Source organism: Pseudomonas sp. BT76 TE3572, from assembly GCF_050435365.1.
GTDB lineage: Bacteria > Pseudomonadota > Gammaproteobacteria > Pseudomonadales > Pseudomonadaceae > Aquipseudomonas > Aquipseudomonas fluorescens_W.
The window spans coordinates 1,889,259-1,903,920 of record NZ_JBNDKE010000001.1; the positions used below are offsets into that span (position 1 = coordinate 1,889,259).

Annotated in this window: 17 protein-coding genes and 2 pseudogenes; 9 read left to right on the top strand and 10 right to left on the bottom strand. The window is 60.4% G+C overall.

The genetic code is table 11. The features are described 5' to 3' along the window. Nucleotide 1 precedes the first annotated feature (1 nt). Both ABH912_RS08540 and ABH912_RS08545 read left to right on the top strand, forming a co-directional pair. Nucleotides 2–163: a hypothetical protein gene (locus ABH912_RS08540; RefSeq protein WP_008156931.1), complete on the top strand. Its 162-nt coding sequence runs from the start codon at nucleotides 2–4 to the stop codon at nucleotides 161–163. Beyond that, nucleotides 160–807 (top strand): helix-turn-helix domain-containing protein, encoded by a 648-nt coding sequence (locus ABH912_RS08545; RefSeq protein ID WP_008156932.1) that lies wholly within the window; start codon nucleotides 160–162, stop codon nucleotides 805–807. The genes ABH912_RS08540 and ABH912_RS08545 overlap by 4 nt, the downstream gene beginning before the upstream one ends. Before the next feature lie 71 nt (nucleotides 808–878). Here the strand turns inward: ABH912_RS08545 and ABH912_RS08550 are convergent, their stop codons facing one another. Continuing rightward, entirely contained in the window at nucleotides 879–1,385 is a 507-nt protein-coding gene (locus tag ABH912_RS08550) for a hypothetical protein (protein ID WP_429510375.1), read from the bottom strand. 297 nt (nucleotides 1,386–1,682) lie between these two features. On the opposite strand from ABH912_RS08550, the gene ABH912_RS08555 reads away from it, so the two are divergent. Together ABH912_RS08555 and ABH912_RS08560 are read left to right on the top strand one after the other, a co-directional pair. Further along, complete coding sequence (locus tag ABH912_RS08555) at nucleotides 1,683–1,982, top strand: hypothetical protein (RefSeq protein WP_429510376.1); 300 nt, start codon at nucleotides 1,683–1,685, stop codon at nucleotides 1,980–1,982. Between the two features lie 140 nt (nucleotides 1,983–2,122). Further along, a complete protein-coding gene (locus ABH912_RS08560; protein WP_046046606.1) occupies nucleotides 2,123–3,049 on the top strand; it encodes a universal stress protein in 927 nt (308 codons plus the stop codon). 69 nt (nucleotides 3,050–3,118) lie between these two features. On the opposite strand, the pseudogene ABH912_RS08565 reads toward ABH912_RS08560, so the two are convergent. Further along, nucleotides 3,119–3,933 (bottom strand): annotated as a pseudogene (locus tag ABH912_RS08565) (class I SAM-dependent methyltransferase). Nucleotides 3,934–3,970: 37 nt separating this feature from the next. After that, the gene (locus ABH912_RS08570) at nucleotides 3,971–4,240 is read right to left on the bottom strand and encodes a DUF4242 domain-containing protein (RefSeq protein ID WP_033060295.1); all 270 of its coding nucleotides are present in this window, start codon (nucleotides 4,238–4,240) and stop codon (nucleotides 3,971–3,973) included. Nucleotides 4,241–4,420: 180 nt separating this feature from the next. Here ABH912_RS08570 and ABH912_RS08575 point away from each other — a divergent pair, with 180 nt between their 5' ends. Next, nucleotides 4,421–5,413 carry an AraC family transcriptional regulator gene (locus tag ABH912_RS08575; protein WP_429510377.1) on the top strand — a complete coding sequence of 331 codons (993 nt, stop codon included), beginning with the start codon at nucleotides 4,421–4,423 and terminating at the stop codon, nucleotides 5,411–5,413. A 9-nt stretch (nucleotides 5,414–5,422) separates the two neighbouring features. Here the strand turns inward: ABH912_RS08575 and ABH912_RS08580 are convergent, their stop codons facing one another. The 3 genes and pseudogenes from ABH912_RS08580 to ABH912_RS08590 all read right to left on the bottom strand — a co-directional run bounded on the left by ABH912_RS08580 (nucleotide 5,423) and on the right by ABH912_RS08590 (nucleotide 7,393). Continuing rightward, nucleotides 5,423–6,634 (bottom strand): cytochrome c biogenesis protein DipZ, encoded by a 1,212-nt coding sequence (locus tag ABH912_RS08580; RefSeq protein WP_033060291.1) that lies wholly within the window; start codon nucleotides 6,632–6,634, stop codon nucleotides 5,423–5,425. A 235-nt stretch (nucleotides 6,635–6,869) separates the two neighbouring features. Beyond that, a pseudogene (locus ABH912_RS08585) lies at nucleotides 6,870–7,081 on the bottom strand (hypothetical protein). A 48-nt stretch (nucleotides 7,082–7,129) separates the two neighbouring features. After that, nucleotides 7,130–7,393, bottom strand: a complete 264-nt coding sequence (locus ABH912_RS08590) for a DUF2790 domain-containing protein (RefSeq protein ID WP_429510378.1) — start codon at nucleotides 7,391–7,393, stop codon at nucleotides 7,130–7,132. A gap of 305 nt (nucleotides 7,394–7,698) precedes the next feature. Between ABH912_RS08590 and ABH912_RS08595 the strand changes: the two genes are divergently transcribed. Next, nucleotides 7,699–8,439: a response regulator gene (locus ABH912_RS08595; RefSeq protein WP_033060285.1), complete on the top strand. Its 741-nt coding sequence runs from the start codon at nucleotides 7,699–7,701 to the stop codon at nucleotides 8,437–8,439. Then, complete coding sequence (locus ABH912_RS08600; protein WP_429510379.1) at nucleotides 8,436–9,737, top strand: sensor histidine kinase; 1,302 nt, start codon at nucleotides 8,436–8,438, stop codon at nucleotides 9,735–9,737. Before ABH912_RS08595 ends, ABH912_RS08600 begins: the two co-directional genes overlap by 4 nt. A 45-nt stretch (nucleotides 9,738–9,782) precedes the next feature. On the opposite strand, the gene ABH912_RS08605 is transcribed toward ABH912_RS08600, so the two are convergent. From ABH912_RS08605 to ABH912_RS08615, 3 genes are read right to left on the bottom strand one after another with little or no spacing between them, the layout of a single operon-like run. Next, the gene (locus tag ABH912_RS08605) at nucleotides 9,783–10,193 is read right to left on the bottom strand and encodes an SRPBCC family protein (protein WP_429510380.1); all 411 of its coding nucleotides are present in this window, start codon (nucleotides 10,191–10,193) and stop codon (nucleotides 9,783–9,785) included. A 27-nt stretch (nucleotides 10,194–10,220) separates the two neighbouring features. Continuing rightward, complete coding sequence (locus ABH912_RS08610; RefSeq protein ID WP_429510381.1) at nucleotides 10,221–11,018, bottom strand: SDR family NAD(P)-dependent oxidoreductase; 798 nt, start codon at nucleotides 11,016–11,018, stop codon at nucleotides 10,221–10,223. Between the two features lie 2 nt (nucleotides 11,019–11,020). Then, a complete protein-coding gene (locus ABH912_RS08615) occupies nucleotides 11,021–12,037 on the bottom strand; it encodes an aldo/keto reductase (protein WP_429510382.1) in 1,017 nt (338 codons plus the stop codon). 118 nt (nucleotides 12,038–12,155) lie between these two features. Between ABH912_RS08615 and ABH912_RS08620 the strand changes: the two genes are divergently transcribed. Next, nucleotides 12,156–13,055: a LysR substrate-binding domain-containing protein gene (locus ABH912_RS08620; protein ID WP_429510383.1), complete on the top strand. Its 900-nt coding sequence runs from the start codon at nucleotides 12,156–12,158 to the stop codon at nucleotides 13,053–13,055. A gap of 54 nt (nucleotides 13,056–13,109) precedes the next feature. Beyond that, nucleotides 13,110–14,030 carry a LysR substrate-binding domain-containing protein gene (locus ABH912_RS08625; RefSeq protein ID WP_429510384.1) on the top strand — a complete coding sequence of 307 codons (921 nt, stop codon included), beginning with the start codon at nucleotides 13,110–13,112 and terminating at the stop codon, nucleotides 14,028–14,030. On the opposite strand, the gene ABH912_RS08630 is transcribed toward ABH912_RS08625, so the two are convergent. Further along, on the bottom strand, nucleotides 13,951–14,547 hold the full coding sequence (locus tag ABH912_RS08630) for a DinB family protein (RefSeq protein ID WP_429510385.1): 597 nt from the start codon (nucleotides 14,545–14,547) through the stop codon (nucleotides 13,951–13,953). The two genes, ABH912_RS08625 and ABH912_RS08630, sit on opposite strands and share 80 nt — an antisense overlap. Between the last annotated feature and the right edge of the window lie 115 nt (nucleotides 14,548–14,662).

Sequence of the window (14,662 nt, forward strand, 5' to 3'; positions counted from 1 at the left end):
CATGAATCCGACTGACAACCTCATCGACTTCGCCAGCTACCGCAAACGCAAACAGGCTCAGCAACGGGCGCGGGCCATGTGGGAAATGTATGCACGCAATGCAGGTTTACAGGCTTTTCAGTGGGTGCAAGCCGCTAAAGCCACCGAGACGCGTCACGCATGAACGCGCAGCAACCCTCGCGCTTTCTGGCGAGCGCCGACGAACCCGTGCTGGATTTGAATAACCTGGAACCACTGGAAGAAGACCCGATCTGCGAACGGGTCGCACAGAACCTGCAACGTCTGCGCGGCAAGCGTCATCTGTCCCTCGACGCCCTCGCCCGACAGTGCGGTGTCAGCCGGGCCATGTTGGCGCAGATCGAATCCGGGCGCAGCGTGCCGTCGATCAAGGTGCTGTGCAAAATTGCCAAGGGCTTGAAGGTGTCGGTGGCCGCGTTTCTTGAGCATCGGGCCTTCGAAGGCGTGGCGGTGCTGTCGGCCAGCCAGAGCAAACGCCTGGTCAGTGCCAGCGGCGCCTTTGTCAGCCGTGCGTTGTTCCCGTTCGACGTAGCGCGCCAATCGGAGTTTTACGAACTGCGCCTGAGCCCGCTCGGTGAAGACGTCTCCGAGGGCCATGGCCCCGGCGTGCAGGAAAACCTGGTGGTGTCGCAGGGCGTGCTGGAAATTAGTGTCAACGATGAACGCTACTTGCTCTCCACTGGCGACTCGATCCTGTTCTATGCCGACCAGCCCCACCGCTACCGCAACCCGGCCGACAGCGAGGCGGTGGCCTATCTGGTGGTGACGTACCCGGAACGCCTGGACTGAAAAAAAGCAGGCATTAAAAAGCCCGGCAGGTTTAACCCCTGCCGGGCTTTTTTAATGTCTGTCGCTGAGGATCAGCAGGTGCAGCACATCAGCGGCATGCCATTGCAGCTCATCATCATCGGCATGCTGCAGTCGTTCATCATTTTCATCATCAGGGCGCAGCAGTTTTTCATCATGTCCATGTTCATGCCCGCCATCGGCATGATTTTGCACATCATGCAGTCGGCCATCAGCGTGCATTCCATCACGCACTTCATCGATGGCATCGGCATGCCCATCATCGGCATTGGCATCATGGTGCTCATCATCGGCATGGCCATGCTCGCCTGGGACATGCACATCATGCTCATGTTGCCGCAATGCATCATCATCGGCATGCCGCAGTTCATCATCATCTGCATCATTTCAGCGCTGTTCTTGAACATGGCCATGTCCATGCCCGCTGCCGGCATCATCTTGCACATCATGCCGTCGTCCATCATTTCGCAGGTCATGGTCGCCATCATCATCGGCATGCCCATCATCGGCATCATTGGCAGGGTGGTGTTCATCGGCATTTGCATTGGCATGGCATTCATCTTGGTGTTGCTCCCTGAATCATTAAATAATTGGACGAAGCTGATGGCGCCGATTCTAAGGACTGACGCAGAGGCGACAAGATGATGACCGAGCAGCAAAAATGGATGTTGGAACCGCCCTGGTGCGGCTTACAGGGCAACAATGGCTGCTACAACGAACAAAACGCCGTCATCACGAATACATGCACAGCCATGACGCGGCTTTATGGGTAATGGATATGCAAACAACAGCTATATAAATAACCGAAAGAAATAATCGATCTAAACAGTATCCGGTTTTTTCAGTTCAGCGGCTCAATGTCAGCGGCTCGGCAGAGTTCTGGCAAGATCAGCCAGGCCTCCGAGCAGATCGAGGGTGCGACGCTGCAATTGTCTGCGTCCTCCAAACAGGGATTGAGCAGCGCTGCCGCCGTCAGTTTCATTTCGTTGTCACTGCAGGAACAGCGCGCCGCCAGTGAGCAAGTCGCCTGCAACGTCGAAAGAGTGGCGCAAAGTGTGGAAGAGAACGCCGCCCAAAGCGGGATCGTGCGAACCACCCAGGAACTCAAGGCAATGTCCGACGGACTGGGCGTTATTCTGCAGCGGTTCAGTTTCTAAATAACCCAGGAAGGACCTGCAGCACGAACCTCAGCCTGCCCCCGGTTTACGGACGGCAGGTTGATCATGGTCAATACTTAGAGACTGGATGTACGACGCACGAGCCGCACGTCGGGCGGCTAATCCACGGGAGGTTCGTCATGTCTGGTCAATCCCGCTTCATGCTGGTTGCATCACCGCTGATGGAACACAGCCCCGCTTTCGACAGGGCCGCCGCACTGGCCAAGGCCGAAGACGCCGCGCTGCACATCGTCGCCTTCGATTATCTGGAAGGCCTGGCGACCGCCAGTCTGGTCAACGAAAAGGCCCTGGAACAGATGCGCGTGGGCTACGTCGAGCGCCACCGCCAATGGCTGGAGGAACAGGCCCGCCCCTTGCGCAAAATCGGGGTGCACGTCACCACCGAAGTGGCCTGGGTCGAACGCCCCCTGGAGGAAATCCTGATTCACCTCAAAGAGCAGCCGATGGACGTGCTGATCAAGGCGCTGGAGCACGAATCGCTGCTGTCGCGGCTGATGTTTACCCCGCTCGATGTGCATTTGCTGCGCGAATGCCCGGTGCCGCTGCATTTCGTCAGCCACGCCGTGCACGCCTTGCCGCGAAAGATCGTCGCGGCGGTCGACCCCTTTCATCGCGATGACCATTACAAGACCTTCAACGACCGAATCCTTCACGAAGCGGCGAAACTGGCGAGCGCCTGTAATGCCGAGCTCGATGTGGTCTACGCCTATGACCTTTCATCCATCAGCGCCGACGAATTCGGCTTCGACAACGGGTCGGCGTTTTTCTCCTCGGGCAAGGCCAGGACCGTGTTCGATTACCAGGAGGATGCCTTCAACGACCTGGCCGAGCGCAACGGCATCGCGCCGGAGCAGCGGCACATGATCATGGGCAACCCGGCCAAGGTCCTCACCCGCTATGTCGATGCCTATGACGTTGACGTGATTGTCATGGGCCGGATCGGCCATCGCGGCATGGGCCGGCTGATCGGCAGTACGGTGGAGCATCTGCTGTACAAAATGCCGTGCAGCGTTTGGGTGGTGTACACCGAGCGGCTGGATGAGTGATTACCCAACCTGACACCACAAACCCCTGTGGGAGCAAGCTCACTTCCACAGGGGTTTTGTGTTGGCAGTTCAGCGCCGGGTGATGACTACTTCCAGGTATTCACTCGGCACCACCAGCGATTTATCTCCCGCTCTGTTCATGCGGTTGATCAGTTCGGTCAGGTCGTTTTCCAGCGCTTGGGCGCTTTCAGGCGCAGCAGCGCCGCGAAGGCTTTGTGGACCGGGCCGTACCAGGTGCGGAACGTATTGATGAAATGCGCCGCCGAGCGGTAACGAAAGTTGAAGGTCCTGCGCGTCACCTGGAGCAGAAAATCACGTTCGTCGAACTGCGTGTGCAGCCAGGCTTCGGTGCCCCACTGCGAAGGCGGTTGAGCGCCCGACGGTAGCGGCAGGTGGCGGCCGAGGGTCTTGAACATCTGGCCGACAAACCCTTCGGGCGTCCAGTTCGCCAGGCCGATCCGCCCTCCGGGACGACAGACCCGCGCCAGTTCCGCGGCGGCCTTGGGCTGGTCCGGCGTAAACATCACCCCGAAGGTGGAAAGCACGGCATCGAAGCTGGCATCCTCGAACGGCAAGGCTTCCGCATCAGCCACTTGAAACGTCACTTCCAGGCGTTCTGCCCTGGCCCGGTCTTCGCCGCGTTCCAGCAGCGCGGCCACGTAGTCAGTGGAGGTGACGTGGCAACCACGGCGCGCGGCAGCGAGCGTCGCGTTACCGTTGCCGGCGGCCACATCGAGCACGCGTTCATCGCAAAGCAGGTCGCAGGCCTCGGCGAGCTGCTCACCGACGATCTGCAAAGTGGTGCCGATCACGGCATAGTCGCCACTGGCCCAAGAGGCCATCTGACGGTTTTTCAAGGCAGTAAGATCAATGGGTGTACTCATGAATTCCGCTCCGTTGCGGGTTGGAATGCAACCCGGCTTATTCGGCCGTGGTGGGATCGATGATGGCCGTGACCTGGGAAATGCGGTTGGCCGGGAAACCGCTCTGCCTGGCGTGTTCCTTGATCAACTCTTCGTTGGGCGCGATGTACACGCAGTAGAGCTTGTCGCCGGTGACATAACTTTGCTGCCACTGCACCTCTGGCAAGTCGCGCAACGTCCTGCAGGACTTTTGCGAAGCCGCTTTCAAATCCCTTTCTGACAGTGTTCCAGCACCCGGAATCTCGCGTTCTATAACGAACTTAGGCATGGCAACCTCTCATTCTTGTTATTGATGACAGGGTCGGCAGACCCTGTGTGCCAACTATCGCGCCGGGCAACGCTGGCGTCCTGCCCGATCGTCGGCCAACCCTGCCCGATCGTCCGGAGATTTCACGGTTTGCGGCCACAGGCTCACAATCGAAAGAATCCGCCTGCACGGGAAAACCCCATGGACGCCCTGTCCCAGACGCTGCGCGTCGTCCGCCTGGTCGGCGCGATTTTTATCAATGCCAGGTTCACCGCCCCCTGGTGCTACCAATCGCCGAGCGCAGACACGGCGGCGCCGTTTCTGGAGCCCGGCGCCGAACGCGTGGTGATCTTCCACTTGATCACCGAAGGCGAGTGTTACGTCGAACTGGGTGATGATCCCCCGCTCCTGCTGACAGCCGGCGATGTGGTGGTTTTCCCCCAGGGAGATGCCCATCGCATGAGCTCACAACCGGGGCTCGCGCCTGCCACCGGTGCGCGGCTGGACGTGGTGCTGGCGCGGCGTCCACGGCAATTGAGCTATGGCGGTGGTGGCGCGGTAACACGGTTGGTGTGCGGCTATCTGGCGTGCGATACACGTCTGGCCGGCATGTTGCTGACCGGGTTGCCGGCCATCGTCAGGGTCAATGTGCGCGGCTCGAATGCCGGTATCTGGCTGGAATCGTCGGTCCGTTATGCGCTGGCCGAAGCGCGCTCGCCCCGCCCCGGCGGCGAAGGTGTGCTGGCGAAACTGGCCGAGGTGTTGTTCATCGAGGTGCTGCGCCTGTACATGCACGAACAAGGCGAAGGTCGCACCGGTTGGCTGGCGGGAGTGAGCGACCGGATCGTCGGCGCCGCCCTCAACGCGTTGCACAAAAAACCGTGTCACACCTGGACGCTGGATGAACTGGCGCGCACTGCCGGCACTTCAAGGTCGGTGTTGGCCGAGCGGTTCCAGCAGCTGGTGGGAAGTTCGCCGATGCAGTACCTGACGCAATGGCGGATGTTGTTGGCGGCCAACCTGTTACGCAGCAGTAACAGTTCGTTGATGCGGATTGCCGAAGAGGTGGGCTACCAGACTGACACGGCGTTCAGTCGGGCGTTTCGTCGAGAGTATGGAGCGCCACCGGCGGCGTGGCGGCGCAGTCAGGAGAAAAAACCAATGGCCCACAGCGCGCAGCCTGTGAGCCATTGATGTGAAGCGTTACGCAGCGGGTGCTTTAGCCTCTTCCAGCAACTGCTGAATCACTTTCTCCTGAGTCTCGTAACTGCCTTCACCAAAGTGGGTGTAACGCACCTGGCCCTTGGCATCGATCAGGTAGTGAGCCGGCCAGTACTGGTTGTCAAAATTGCGCCAGATCGCGTAGTTGTTGTCGATCGCCACCGGGTAGGTAATGCCGAGCTTTTTCACTTGATCCTTGACGTTGTCGATGATGCGCTCGAAACCGTATTCAGGGGTATGGACGCCGATCACCACCAGGCCATCCTTCTCGTACTTCTTCGCCCAGTCCTTCACGTAGGGCAAGGTGTGCTGGCAGTTGATGCAGTCGAAGGTCCAGAAATCCACCAACACGACTTTGCCTTTCAGGGACTCGTTGGTCAGGGCTGGCGAGTTAAGCCATTGCACTGCGCCGGCAATGGACGGCATCGCGCCTTTGGCGTTGTCCATGGACGATTCCGCGTTGACCTTGCTGACGAAGTAATCGACGACTTTCGGTACGGTTTCCAACACACTTTTCTCGATGCTGCTCACGCCTTCGGACGATGTGCCGGCCAGCAGTGTTTTGTCGGCACCGGTGGAAATCACCGCCGCCGCCGCCAGCACCGCAACCCCCGTACCTCGACGCAGCCAACCGGTGACCGGGATCGACGCTTTCAGGCGATTGACCAGGCCGCGACCGGCGAAGATCAAGGTGCCCAGGGACAATGCGCTGCCCAGGCCGTACGCCACCAGTAACAGGCTGGTTTGAGCGTTTGCGCCTTGCAGCATGGCGCCTGTGAGGATGACCCCGAGGATTGGCCCGGCACACGGCGCCCAGAGCAGACCGGTGGCAACGCCGATCATGAGCGAACTCAACGGGCCGGACATTTTGCGGGTGTCCGGATCGAGGCGGTTGCCCAGCGCCACGAAGGGACGGGCCAGCCAGTCACCGACACGGGCGGAGATTAGCGACAGGGCGAACAGCACCATCACGATCAGCGCTACGTGGCGACCGGTGTTGTTGGCCTGTACCACCCACTCGCTGCTGACCACGGCCAGGCTGGAAATCAGGGCGAAGGTCAGGACCATGCCGCCGAGGGTGAGCAGGATCGAGGAACGTGTGCGTTTAACACCGGCGAACAGGAACGGCACGACCGGGAGGATGCAGGGGCTGAGGACGGTCAAAATGCCGCCCAGGAAAGCGATGAGAAACATGGCTGTCACCTTAAAAATGGTGGTTAGGATTCGAAATCCACCCCTCACCCTAACCCTCCCGAAACGTCGGACTGCCCCAGAGGAGCGAGGGGGTTGATTGAGTGGTTTGTCCGAGCTGCTGCGACGTGTAATACCGAGCTGAATGCAGATTTCGAAAGCGCTGGAGATCTGCCCCCTTTCCCCCTCTCCCCACTGGGGAGAGGGCTGGGGTGAGGGGTGGCTCTCACGGACACCCTCAAGCAGTCTGGTTACCCAACAACTGCCCCTGCGGAGTCCGGCTACCACCGTTCTCTACCAGGAAGGCGTCCCCACCCTTCTCCCCACCGGCGTCAATTGAAAGCAAGTCGCGCTGCCACAGCTTTTTTGTTCAACAGCAGCGTTGGCATGGGCAGCGGCGCCAGCCACGGAGAAGGCAATGGCAGTCAAAAAGCGGGTGACGTTGATCATGATGTTCTTCCTGTTTCAATTGGGATGGGCGATGGGTCAGCGCAGCAATCAGTTGTCCGAGTTGCAGCCATCAGCAAATTTGCGATAGTCCAGGACCTGGGTTTTGTTATGGGAGTCCAGGTAAGTCAGCTGGGCATCCACAACCCCGCAGGAAGTCGAGGCGTCCTGTGTCAGCGACACCACTTTCTTGATGTCCAGGTGCGTGCCGTAGGTGTAGGTTTTAGCGGAGACATCGGCTTCGGCGCGGGCCGACAAGGTGCAGATGTTCAGGGCGGCAAACAGGCAAGCGGCGTAGACGGCTTTGGTGTTCATGGCGGTTTCCTCAAGGCTTCAATAGGTCAATCGTTGATTGGGCCGAGGCGACTTGATTTGCCTCGATGGAACCTATTAGAAGCTCGCGAGGTATCCCGACTGTGTCGGGAACAGGCGCGTGTAAATCGGTACGTATCAAAACCGGGCCGGGATACACAGCGATACAAAAGCACTGAAAATGGGTGTTTTTGCGTCCACGTGTATCCGCCGATATGCCAGATACACTGCAATACAAAGGACTGCGGGCGAGCGGGCCAAGGCTCGATAGACTGCGCGACATCCCCCACCTACAGAGGCCTGGCCAAATGGAACACGTCGATCACATTCTCATCGTGGACGATGACCGCGAGATCCGGGAACTGGTAGGCAACTACCTCAAGAAAAACGGCCTGCGCACCACCGTCGTGGCGGATGGACGGCAGATGCGCACGTTTCTGGAATCCACGCCGGTGGACCTGATCGTGCTCGACATCATGATGCCGGGCGACGATGGCCTGATGCTGTGCCGTGAGTTGCGCGCCGGCAAACACAAGGCCACGCCGGTGCTGATGCTCACCGCGCGCAACGACGAAACCGACCGCATCATCGGCCTGGAAATGGGTGCCGACGATTACCTGGTCAAGCCATTCGCTGCCCGTGAGCTGCTCGCCCGAATCAACGCCGTGCTGCGCCGCACGCGGATGCTGCCGCCCAACCTGGTGGTCACCGAAAGCGGTCGCCTGCTGGCCTTCGGGCGCTGGCGCCTGGACACCTCGGCCCGGCACTTGCTCGATGAGGACGGCACGATGGTCGCGCTCAGTGGCGCGGAATATCGGTTGCTGCGGGTATTCCTCGATCATCCTCAGCGGGTGCTCAATCGCGATCAATTGCTGAACCTGACCCAAGGCCGCGATGCCGACCTGTTCGACCGCTCCATCGACTTGCTGGTCAGCCGCTTGCGCCAGCGACTGCTGGACGATGCCCGCGAACCGGCCTACATCAAAACCGTGCGCAGCGAAGGCTATGTGTTTTCCCTGCCGGTGGAAGTCCTCGGGGCACCGTCATGAACTTCACCCTTCGTTGGCCCCGCACCCTCGCCTCGCGACTGTCGCTGATCTTCCTGATCGGCTTGATTCTCGCGCAGGCGCTGTCCTTCGGCGCGCAGTACTACGAGCGGTACGAAAGCACGAAGAACACCATGCTGGGCAATCTGGAAACCGACGTCTCGACCTCCATCGCCATCCTCGACCGCTTGCCGGCCGAAGAACGCATGAGCTGGCTGCAACAACTGGATCGACGTAACTACCGCTATTTGTTGAACGAAGGCTCGCCGGGCATGCCCATGAGCGATTCGCCCATAGCGATGACGTCGATCAAAGAGGCCATCGGCAAGGATTACCCGATGACAGTGACCGACATCCCCGGGCCGGATAAACATTTTCAGGTCCACCTGAAACTGGCGGACGGCAGCCCAGTGACCATCGACGTGCGACCTTCAATGGTGCCGTTGTCGCCGTGGCTACCCATCGTGTTGCTGGGGCAACTGGCACTGATGCTCATCTGCACCTGGCTGGCCGTGAGAATCGCCATCCGCCCCCTCACCCGTCTCGCCCAAGCGGTAGAGACCCTGGACCCCAACACCCACGCGGTGCACCTGGACGAAAAAGGCCCGACCGAAGTCGCGCATGCCGCCATGGCCTTCAATTCGATGCAGGCGCGCATCGCCGCTTACCTCAAGGAACGCATGCAACTGCTGGCGGCGATTTCCCACGACCTGCAAACCCCGATCACCCGCATGAAACTGCGCGCCGAATTCATGGACGACTCCGCCGAGAAAGACAAACTCTGGAATGACCTTGGCGAGATAGAACACCTGGTGCGCGAAGGCGTGGCCTATGCCCGCAGCGTTCATGGCGCCACCGAAGAAAGTCGCCGCACCAATCTGGATTCGTTCCTCGACAGCCTGGTGTTCGACTATCAGGACATGGGCAAAGACGTGCAGCTCGGCGGTAAAAGTGACGCGGTGATCAACACCCGGCCGCACGCCTTGCGGCGGGTGCTGGTGAACCTGACGGACAACGCGCTGAAGTTCGCTGGCGCCGCCGAATTGTGGGTGGAAGCGAAGGCTGACGGCAGTTTGTCGGTGAAGGTGATGGACCGTGGTCCGGGGATTGCCGAGGAGGAATTGGCTCAGGTGATGGAACCGTTTTATCGCGTGGAGAACTCGCGTAACCGCAGCACCGGCGGGACCGGGTTGGGGTTGGCGATTGCACAGCAGTTGGCGTTGGCGATCGGGGGATCGTTGACGTTGAGTAATCGTGAGGGCGGTGGGTTGTGCGCGGAGCTTAGATTGCCGGCTCAGTAACTGATCGTTCCCACGCTCTGAACGTGGGAAACGATCAGTTCAGGGTCAGGCCGGGTAATTGGCGCGTAACGCCTCTAGGCCACCCTGATAGATACCGGTAAACAGCGCCGCCACTTCCTCGTCACTCACACCGACAGGTGCAAACCGCCCAGACCAGGTCACTCGCGCGCCCTGCCCCTGCGCTTCAACACGGATAGTCGCCAGATAGTCAGTCGCCGGAAACGGCGCCTGCAAAATCGAATAACTGTAAGTCTTCCCAGCGTTATCAAACGCCTCCAACCGCTCAACCACCACCGCCCCGTCCGCCGTTTGCAAGCTACGCACCCGGCCGCCTTCACTCAGCTCGCTTTTGGGAATAAACGGCAGCCAGTCCGGCAGCGAGTCAAAGCCGCCAATCAATTGCCAAACCTGGTCGGCGGTCGCCGGGATGTCGATGAATGCTGATGCTGTAGCCATGAAATATTCTCTCTCAATCAATTAGGTTCAAATCGCCAAGCTGTCGACAACACCGCCGTCGACCCGCAAAGCTGCGCCAGTCGTCGCCGAAGACAGCGGCGAGGCGATATAAGCCACCAGATTCGCGACCTCCTCGACATCCGCCACGCGCTGGATGATCGAACTCGGCCGGGCCTTGCGCACGAAGGCGTCGGCTTCTTCCCGAACACTGCGCCCGGATTCGGCGGTGGCGTCCTTGAGCATCTGCTCCAGCCCATCGGTCAACGTCGGGCCAGGCAGGATCGCATTGACCGTCACCCCGGTGCCCGCCAGCCGCTTGGCCAGACCATGGGACACCGCCAGGTTGGCGCTTTTGGTCACGCCGTAATTGAGCATGTCGGCCGGGATCGCGATCCCGGATTCCGAGGACACGAAGATCACCCGACCCCAACCCTGCTTGACCATGTCTGGCACGTAATGCCGTGACAGGCGCACGCCGGAGATCACGTTGACCTCATAGAAGCGCGTCCACTCGCAGTCCGGTGCGTCGAAGAAATCCACGTCGTTGAAGATCCCGAGGTTGTTCACCAGGATGTCCGCTCGTGGTTCGGCGGCGAACAACAACTCGGCGCCTTCGGCAGTGCCCAAGTCAGCGGTCAGGCCACGCAGTTGCGCGCCCGGCACGCTCTGGCGAATGCTCGCCAGCGCCTGTTCGACCTTGGCCGTCTCGCGGCCGATTACCACCACCGTGGCGCCAGATTCGGCCAGCGCCTTGCTGATGCCCAGGCCAATGCCGGCGGTGCTGCCGCTGACGATGGCGAGTTTTCCAGTCAGATCGATTTTCATGCTCAACCTCCAATAATCGGCAAGGGTGCGCGTTCAGACACCAGTTTCGCGTCGCGCATTGCCTGCCAGAAAGCAGTGGGAATGACGGCCGACATCGCGGCAACGTCTTCAGCAATCCGGTCCGGACGGCTGGACCCCGGGATCACCGCCGCTACGGCCGGGTTAGCCAACGAGAACTGCAAAGCAGCCGCCTTGATGTCGACACCATGCGCGGCAGCAATTCGCTTGATGTGCTCGACTTTGTTGATGATCGCCGGGCTGGCCTTCTGGTATTCGAAGTGTGTACCACCGGCCAAAATGCCCGAGCTGTAAGGTCCACCGACCACGATCTCGACGTTCTGCGCCAGCGCGGCGTCCATCAGACGTTGCAAGGCACGATCGTGGTCGAGCAGCGTGTAGCGACCCGCCAACAGAAAACCGTCTGGCTGGGCTTCGGTCAGATCCAGGGTCAGTTCGCACGGTTCAACCTTGTTCACGCCCAGGCCCCAGCCCTTTATCACGCCTTCTTCGCGCAAACGGGTGAGTACTTTGAAGGCGCCGGTGCGGGCCTGATTGAAGTATTCCAGCCATTGATCGCCGTAGAAGTCCTGGGCGATGTCATGCACCCAGACGATGTCCAGACGATCGGTTTGCAGGCGCTTGAGGCTGTCTTCGATGGAACGCATCGTGGCGTCGGCGCTGTAGTCGTTGACGATCTTGTTCGGGCGACCGTGTTCGAACACACCACTTTTTTCGCCCAAGTCGCGGGCCGCGGCGTCTTCGACTTCATCGAGAATCACCCGGCCGACTTTGCTGCTGAGTACATAGTCGTCGCGGTCGTACTGGGCCAACGCGGTGCCCAGACGAATTTCCGACAGGCCTGAGCCGTAAAACGGCGCGGTGTCGAAGTAGCGCACGCCGGCATCCCAAGCGGCGTGGACGGTGGCCATCGCCTCTTCTTCAGGAATGGCGCGGAACATGTTGCCCAATGGGGCGGTACCGAAACCGAGGGTGCCAGGTAGTTTGTCTTTCAAGCTCATGGGTTTTTCCTCTTGAGTGTCAGGGGTCATCAGAGGTGACCGTTGAGCAGATGCTAGATTGCGATGGTCGGACCGTCCAAGACATAATGTGCAGCACTTGAGTCCCTATAGGTCTGACATGATCGACATCCGCCAATTGCGCTACTTCGTCGCCGTCGCCGAGGAAGAACACGTCGGTCGCGCCGCCGAACGCCTGCACATTTCCCAATCGCCCCTGAGCCGGCAGATCGCCCAGCTCGAAGAGCGCCTGGGCCTGACCCTGTTTGAACGCAGCCAACAACGCATTCGCCTGACCCGCGACGGCCAGACTTTCCTGGCCGAAACCCGTGCCCTGCTGACCCACGCCAATCGCCTGGAATCCTTGGGCAAGCGCCTCGGCCGTGGCGAAGAAGGCGGCTTGTGCATCGGCTACATCGAAAACGCCATGCACGCCGGCGTCTTGCCCAATGCCTTGCGGGTGCTGCGGGTCGACCGGCCGAACGTGCATGTCGCGCTGTACAACCTCAATTCCGCCGAACAACTCGAAGGCCTGCGTCAGCGTAGTCTGGATATCGCACTGGTCAGCGAACCGCCCGTCGCCGACGACCCGGACCTGCTGGGTTTTCAGGTGCTGGACGATCCGATGCTGCTGGCCCTGCCCCAGCACCATCCTTTGGCGAACCACTCAACCCTGACCCCGGCAGACCTGGCCGACCAGGAATGGATCGGCGTGCAACCCCGCCAGGACGCCGCCAGCCGCGACGACTTCGTCAGCGCCTGCATCCGCGCCGGTTTCACCCCGGACATTCGTATGGAAGCCACTGAACCGTTTACCGCGTTGGGATTGGTGGCATCGGGGCTGGGCATCGCCATGATCCAGAAAGGCCTGAGCCGCAACGCACCGCCCGGCGTAGTGCTGCGGGAAGTGCCGTGGATTTCCTTCACCACGCCGCTGTGGGCCGCGTGGCACCGGATCAATTTGCGGCCGCTGGTGGAAACGTTCAGGAAAGTGCTGACGGAACCGGGTCCGCCCACATGATCGTTCCCATGGTGCTTTACTGAAAAGATCCCGAAATCCTGCGAGTAACCCCGCATGAACCGCAACGACCTGCGCCGTGTCGACATGAACCTGCTGGTGATTTTCGAAACCCTGATGTTCGAAAGGAACCTGACCCGGGCCGGGGAGAAGCTGTTTCTCGGCCAGCCCGCCGTCAGTGCCTCACTGGCCAAGTTGCGTGACCTGTTCGACGACCCGCTGCTGGTGCGTAACGGTCGCGTGCTGGAGCCGACCCAGCGGGCCCTGGCGATCCTCAAGGAGTTGCAGCCAGCAATGGACACCATCTCCGGCGCGGTCAGTCGGGCCAAGGATTTCGACCCGTCCACCAGCCGCGATGTGTTTCGCATCGGCCTGTCTGACGACGCCGAATTTGGCCTGTTTCCGCCGTTGCTCAAGCAAATACGCGAAGAGGCGCAGAACGTTGTGGTGGTGGTGCGTCGGGTGAATTTCCTGCTGATGTCGTCGATGTTGGCCAGCGGGGAGATTTCCGTCGGGATCAGCTACACCACGGAGCTGCCGGCCAACGCCAAGCGCAAGAAGTTGCGAGACCTGAGCGTGAAGATCCTGCGCGGCGACAATCGTCCCGGCACCCTGACCCTGGACGAATACTGCGAGCGTCCGCACGCGCTGGTGTCGTTTTCCGGGGATTTGACCGGTGCCATCGACAACGACCTCGCGCGCATCGGCCGCTCACGCCGGGTGGTGCTGGCGGTGCCGCAATTTGCCGGCCTGCGCGCCTTGCTGGCCGGCACCGATATGCTGGCCACGGTGCCGGACTACGCGGCGTGCGCGCTGATCGAAGGCAGCAGCCAGCTGCGTGCCGACGACCCGCCGTTTGACATCAACCTGTCCGAACTGTCCATGGTCTGGAACGGGGTCAACGATAACGATCCGGCAGAACGTTGGTTGCGCTCGCGAATTTCGCAACACATGTCGGCGCCGCTGCCGGTGCATTGAGCGATTGGAAAGCAGCCGGGTCGGTCTCACGCAGGTACACCGGCAAGTCAGTGACCGGCGGCATGACCGGAATCTCGAAATACATCTGGATCACCCAACCGCGGTGATAACTGGCGTGATTGACCACATGCATCAGGATCGCGCCGGCGCTCATGATGCCGCTTTCCCCCGAGACAAAGCTGAACTCGACGGGTTTATCCAGCGAGGCATCGGTCTGCCGTTCGCTCCAGTCGCAGTACCAGTGATCGATGTCCTTTTGCGCCTGGCGCAGCTCGGCGAGTTCGGGATGCAGCAAATCGTGTGACGTCTTGAAGCCGTGCCCTCGGCCTTCGAGGTGAGCCTGCCAGATGCAGTCCACCACGTAGATGTGGTTCAGGGTGCCGATCATGTTCTTGAACACCGACACGCGCTCTTTATTGACCTCACCCGGTGGCAGTGCGGTCAGGCTGTCAAAGAGGCGTTGATTGGCCCAGCGTTTGTAATCGGCAAGCATGCGGGCAGTGCGTACGTTAATCATCGCAGGTCTCCCATTGTGATGGGCGCACTGCCAAGCATAGCCCTCAGGGCGAACGGCATTGCAAACGCTGATTACCGGTCACTTCGCCACAACACGACCCGCGTAGCAGCTGTCG

Bases quoted from the DNA above. Each gene is read 5' to 3' on its own strand.
- ABH912_RS08615 (WP_429510382.1), bottom strand. From the start codon at position 12,037: ATGAGCTTGAAAGACAAACTACCTGGCACCCTCGGTTTCGGTACCGCC.
- ABH912_RS08580 (WP_033060291.1), bottom strand. From the start codon at position 6,634: ATGTTTCTCATCGCTTTCCTGGGCGGCATTTTGACCGTCCTCAGCCCC.
- ABH912_RS08605 (WP_429510380.1), bottom strand. From the start codon at position 10,193: ATGGCTACAGCATCAGCATTCATCGACATCCCGGCGACCGCCGACCAG.
- ABH912_RS08590 (WP_429510378.1), bottom strand. From the start codon at position 7,393: ATGAACACCAAAGCCGTCTACGCCGCTTGCCTGTTTGCCGCCCTGAAC.
- ABH912_RS08555 (WP_429510376.1), top strand. From the start codon at position 1,683: ATGTCAGCGGCTCGGCAGAGTTCTGGCAAGATCAGCCAGGCCTCCGAG.
- ABH912_RS08620 (WP_429510383.1), top strand. From the start codon at position 12,156: ATGATCGACATCCGCCAATTGCGCTACTTCGTCGCCGTCGCCGAGGAA.
- ABH912_RS08600 (WP_429510379.1), top strand. From the start codon at position 8,436: ATGAACTTCACCCTTCGTTGGCCCCGCACCCTCGCCTCGCGACTGTCG.
- ABH912_RS08610 (WP_429510381.1), bottom strand. From the start codon at position 11,018: ATGAAAATCGATCTGACTGGAAAACTCGCCATCGTCAGCGGCAGCACC.
- ABH912_RS08545 (WP_008156932.1), top strand. From the start codon at position 160: ATGAACGCGCAGCAACCCTCGCGCTTTCTGGCGAGCGCCGACGAACCC.
- ABH912_RS08625 (WP_429510384.1), top strand. From the start codon at position 13,110: ATGAACCGCAACGACCTGCGCCGTGTCGACATGAACCTGCTGGTGATT.
- ABH912_RS08575 (WP_429510377.1), top strand. From the start codon at position 4,421: ATGGACGCCCTGTCCCAGACGCTGCGCGTCGTCCGCCTGGTCGGCGCG.
- ABH912_RS08570 (WP_033060295.1), bottom strand. From the start codon at position 4,240: ATGCCTAAGTTCGTTATAGAACGCGAGATTCCGGGTGCTGGAACACTG.
- ABH912_RS08630 (WP_429510385.1), bottom strand. From the start codon at position 14,547: ATGATTAACGTACGCACTGCCCGCATGCTTGCCGATTACAAACGCTGG.
- ABH912_RS08560 (WP_046046606.1), top strand. From the start codon at position 2,123: ATGTCTGGTCAATCCCGCTTCATGCTGGTTGCATCACCGCTGATGGAA.
- ABH912_RS08540 (WP_008156931.1), top strand. From the start codon at position 2: ATGAATCCGACTGACAACCTCATCGACTTCGCCAGCTACCGCAAACGC.
- ABH912_RS08595 (WP_033060285.1), top strand. From the start codon at position 7,699: ATGGAACACGTCGATCACATTCTCATCGTGGACGATGACCGCGAGATC.
- ABH912_RS08550 (WP_429510375.1), bottom strand. From the start codon at position 1,385: ATGAATGCCATGCCAATGCAAATGCCGATGAACACCACCCTGCCAATG.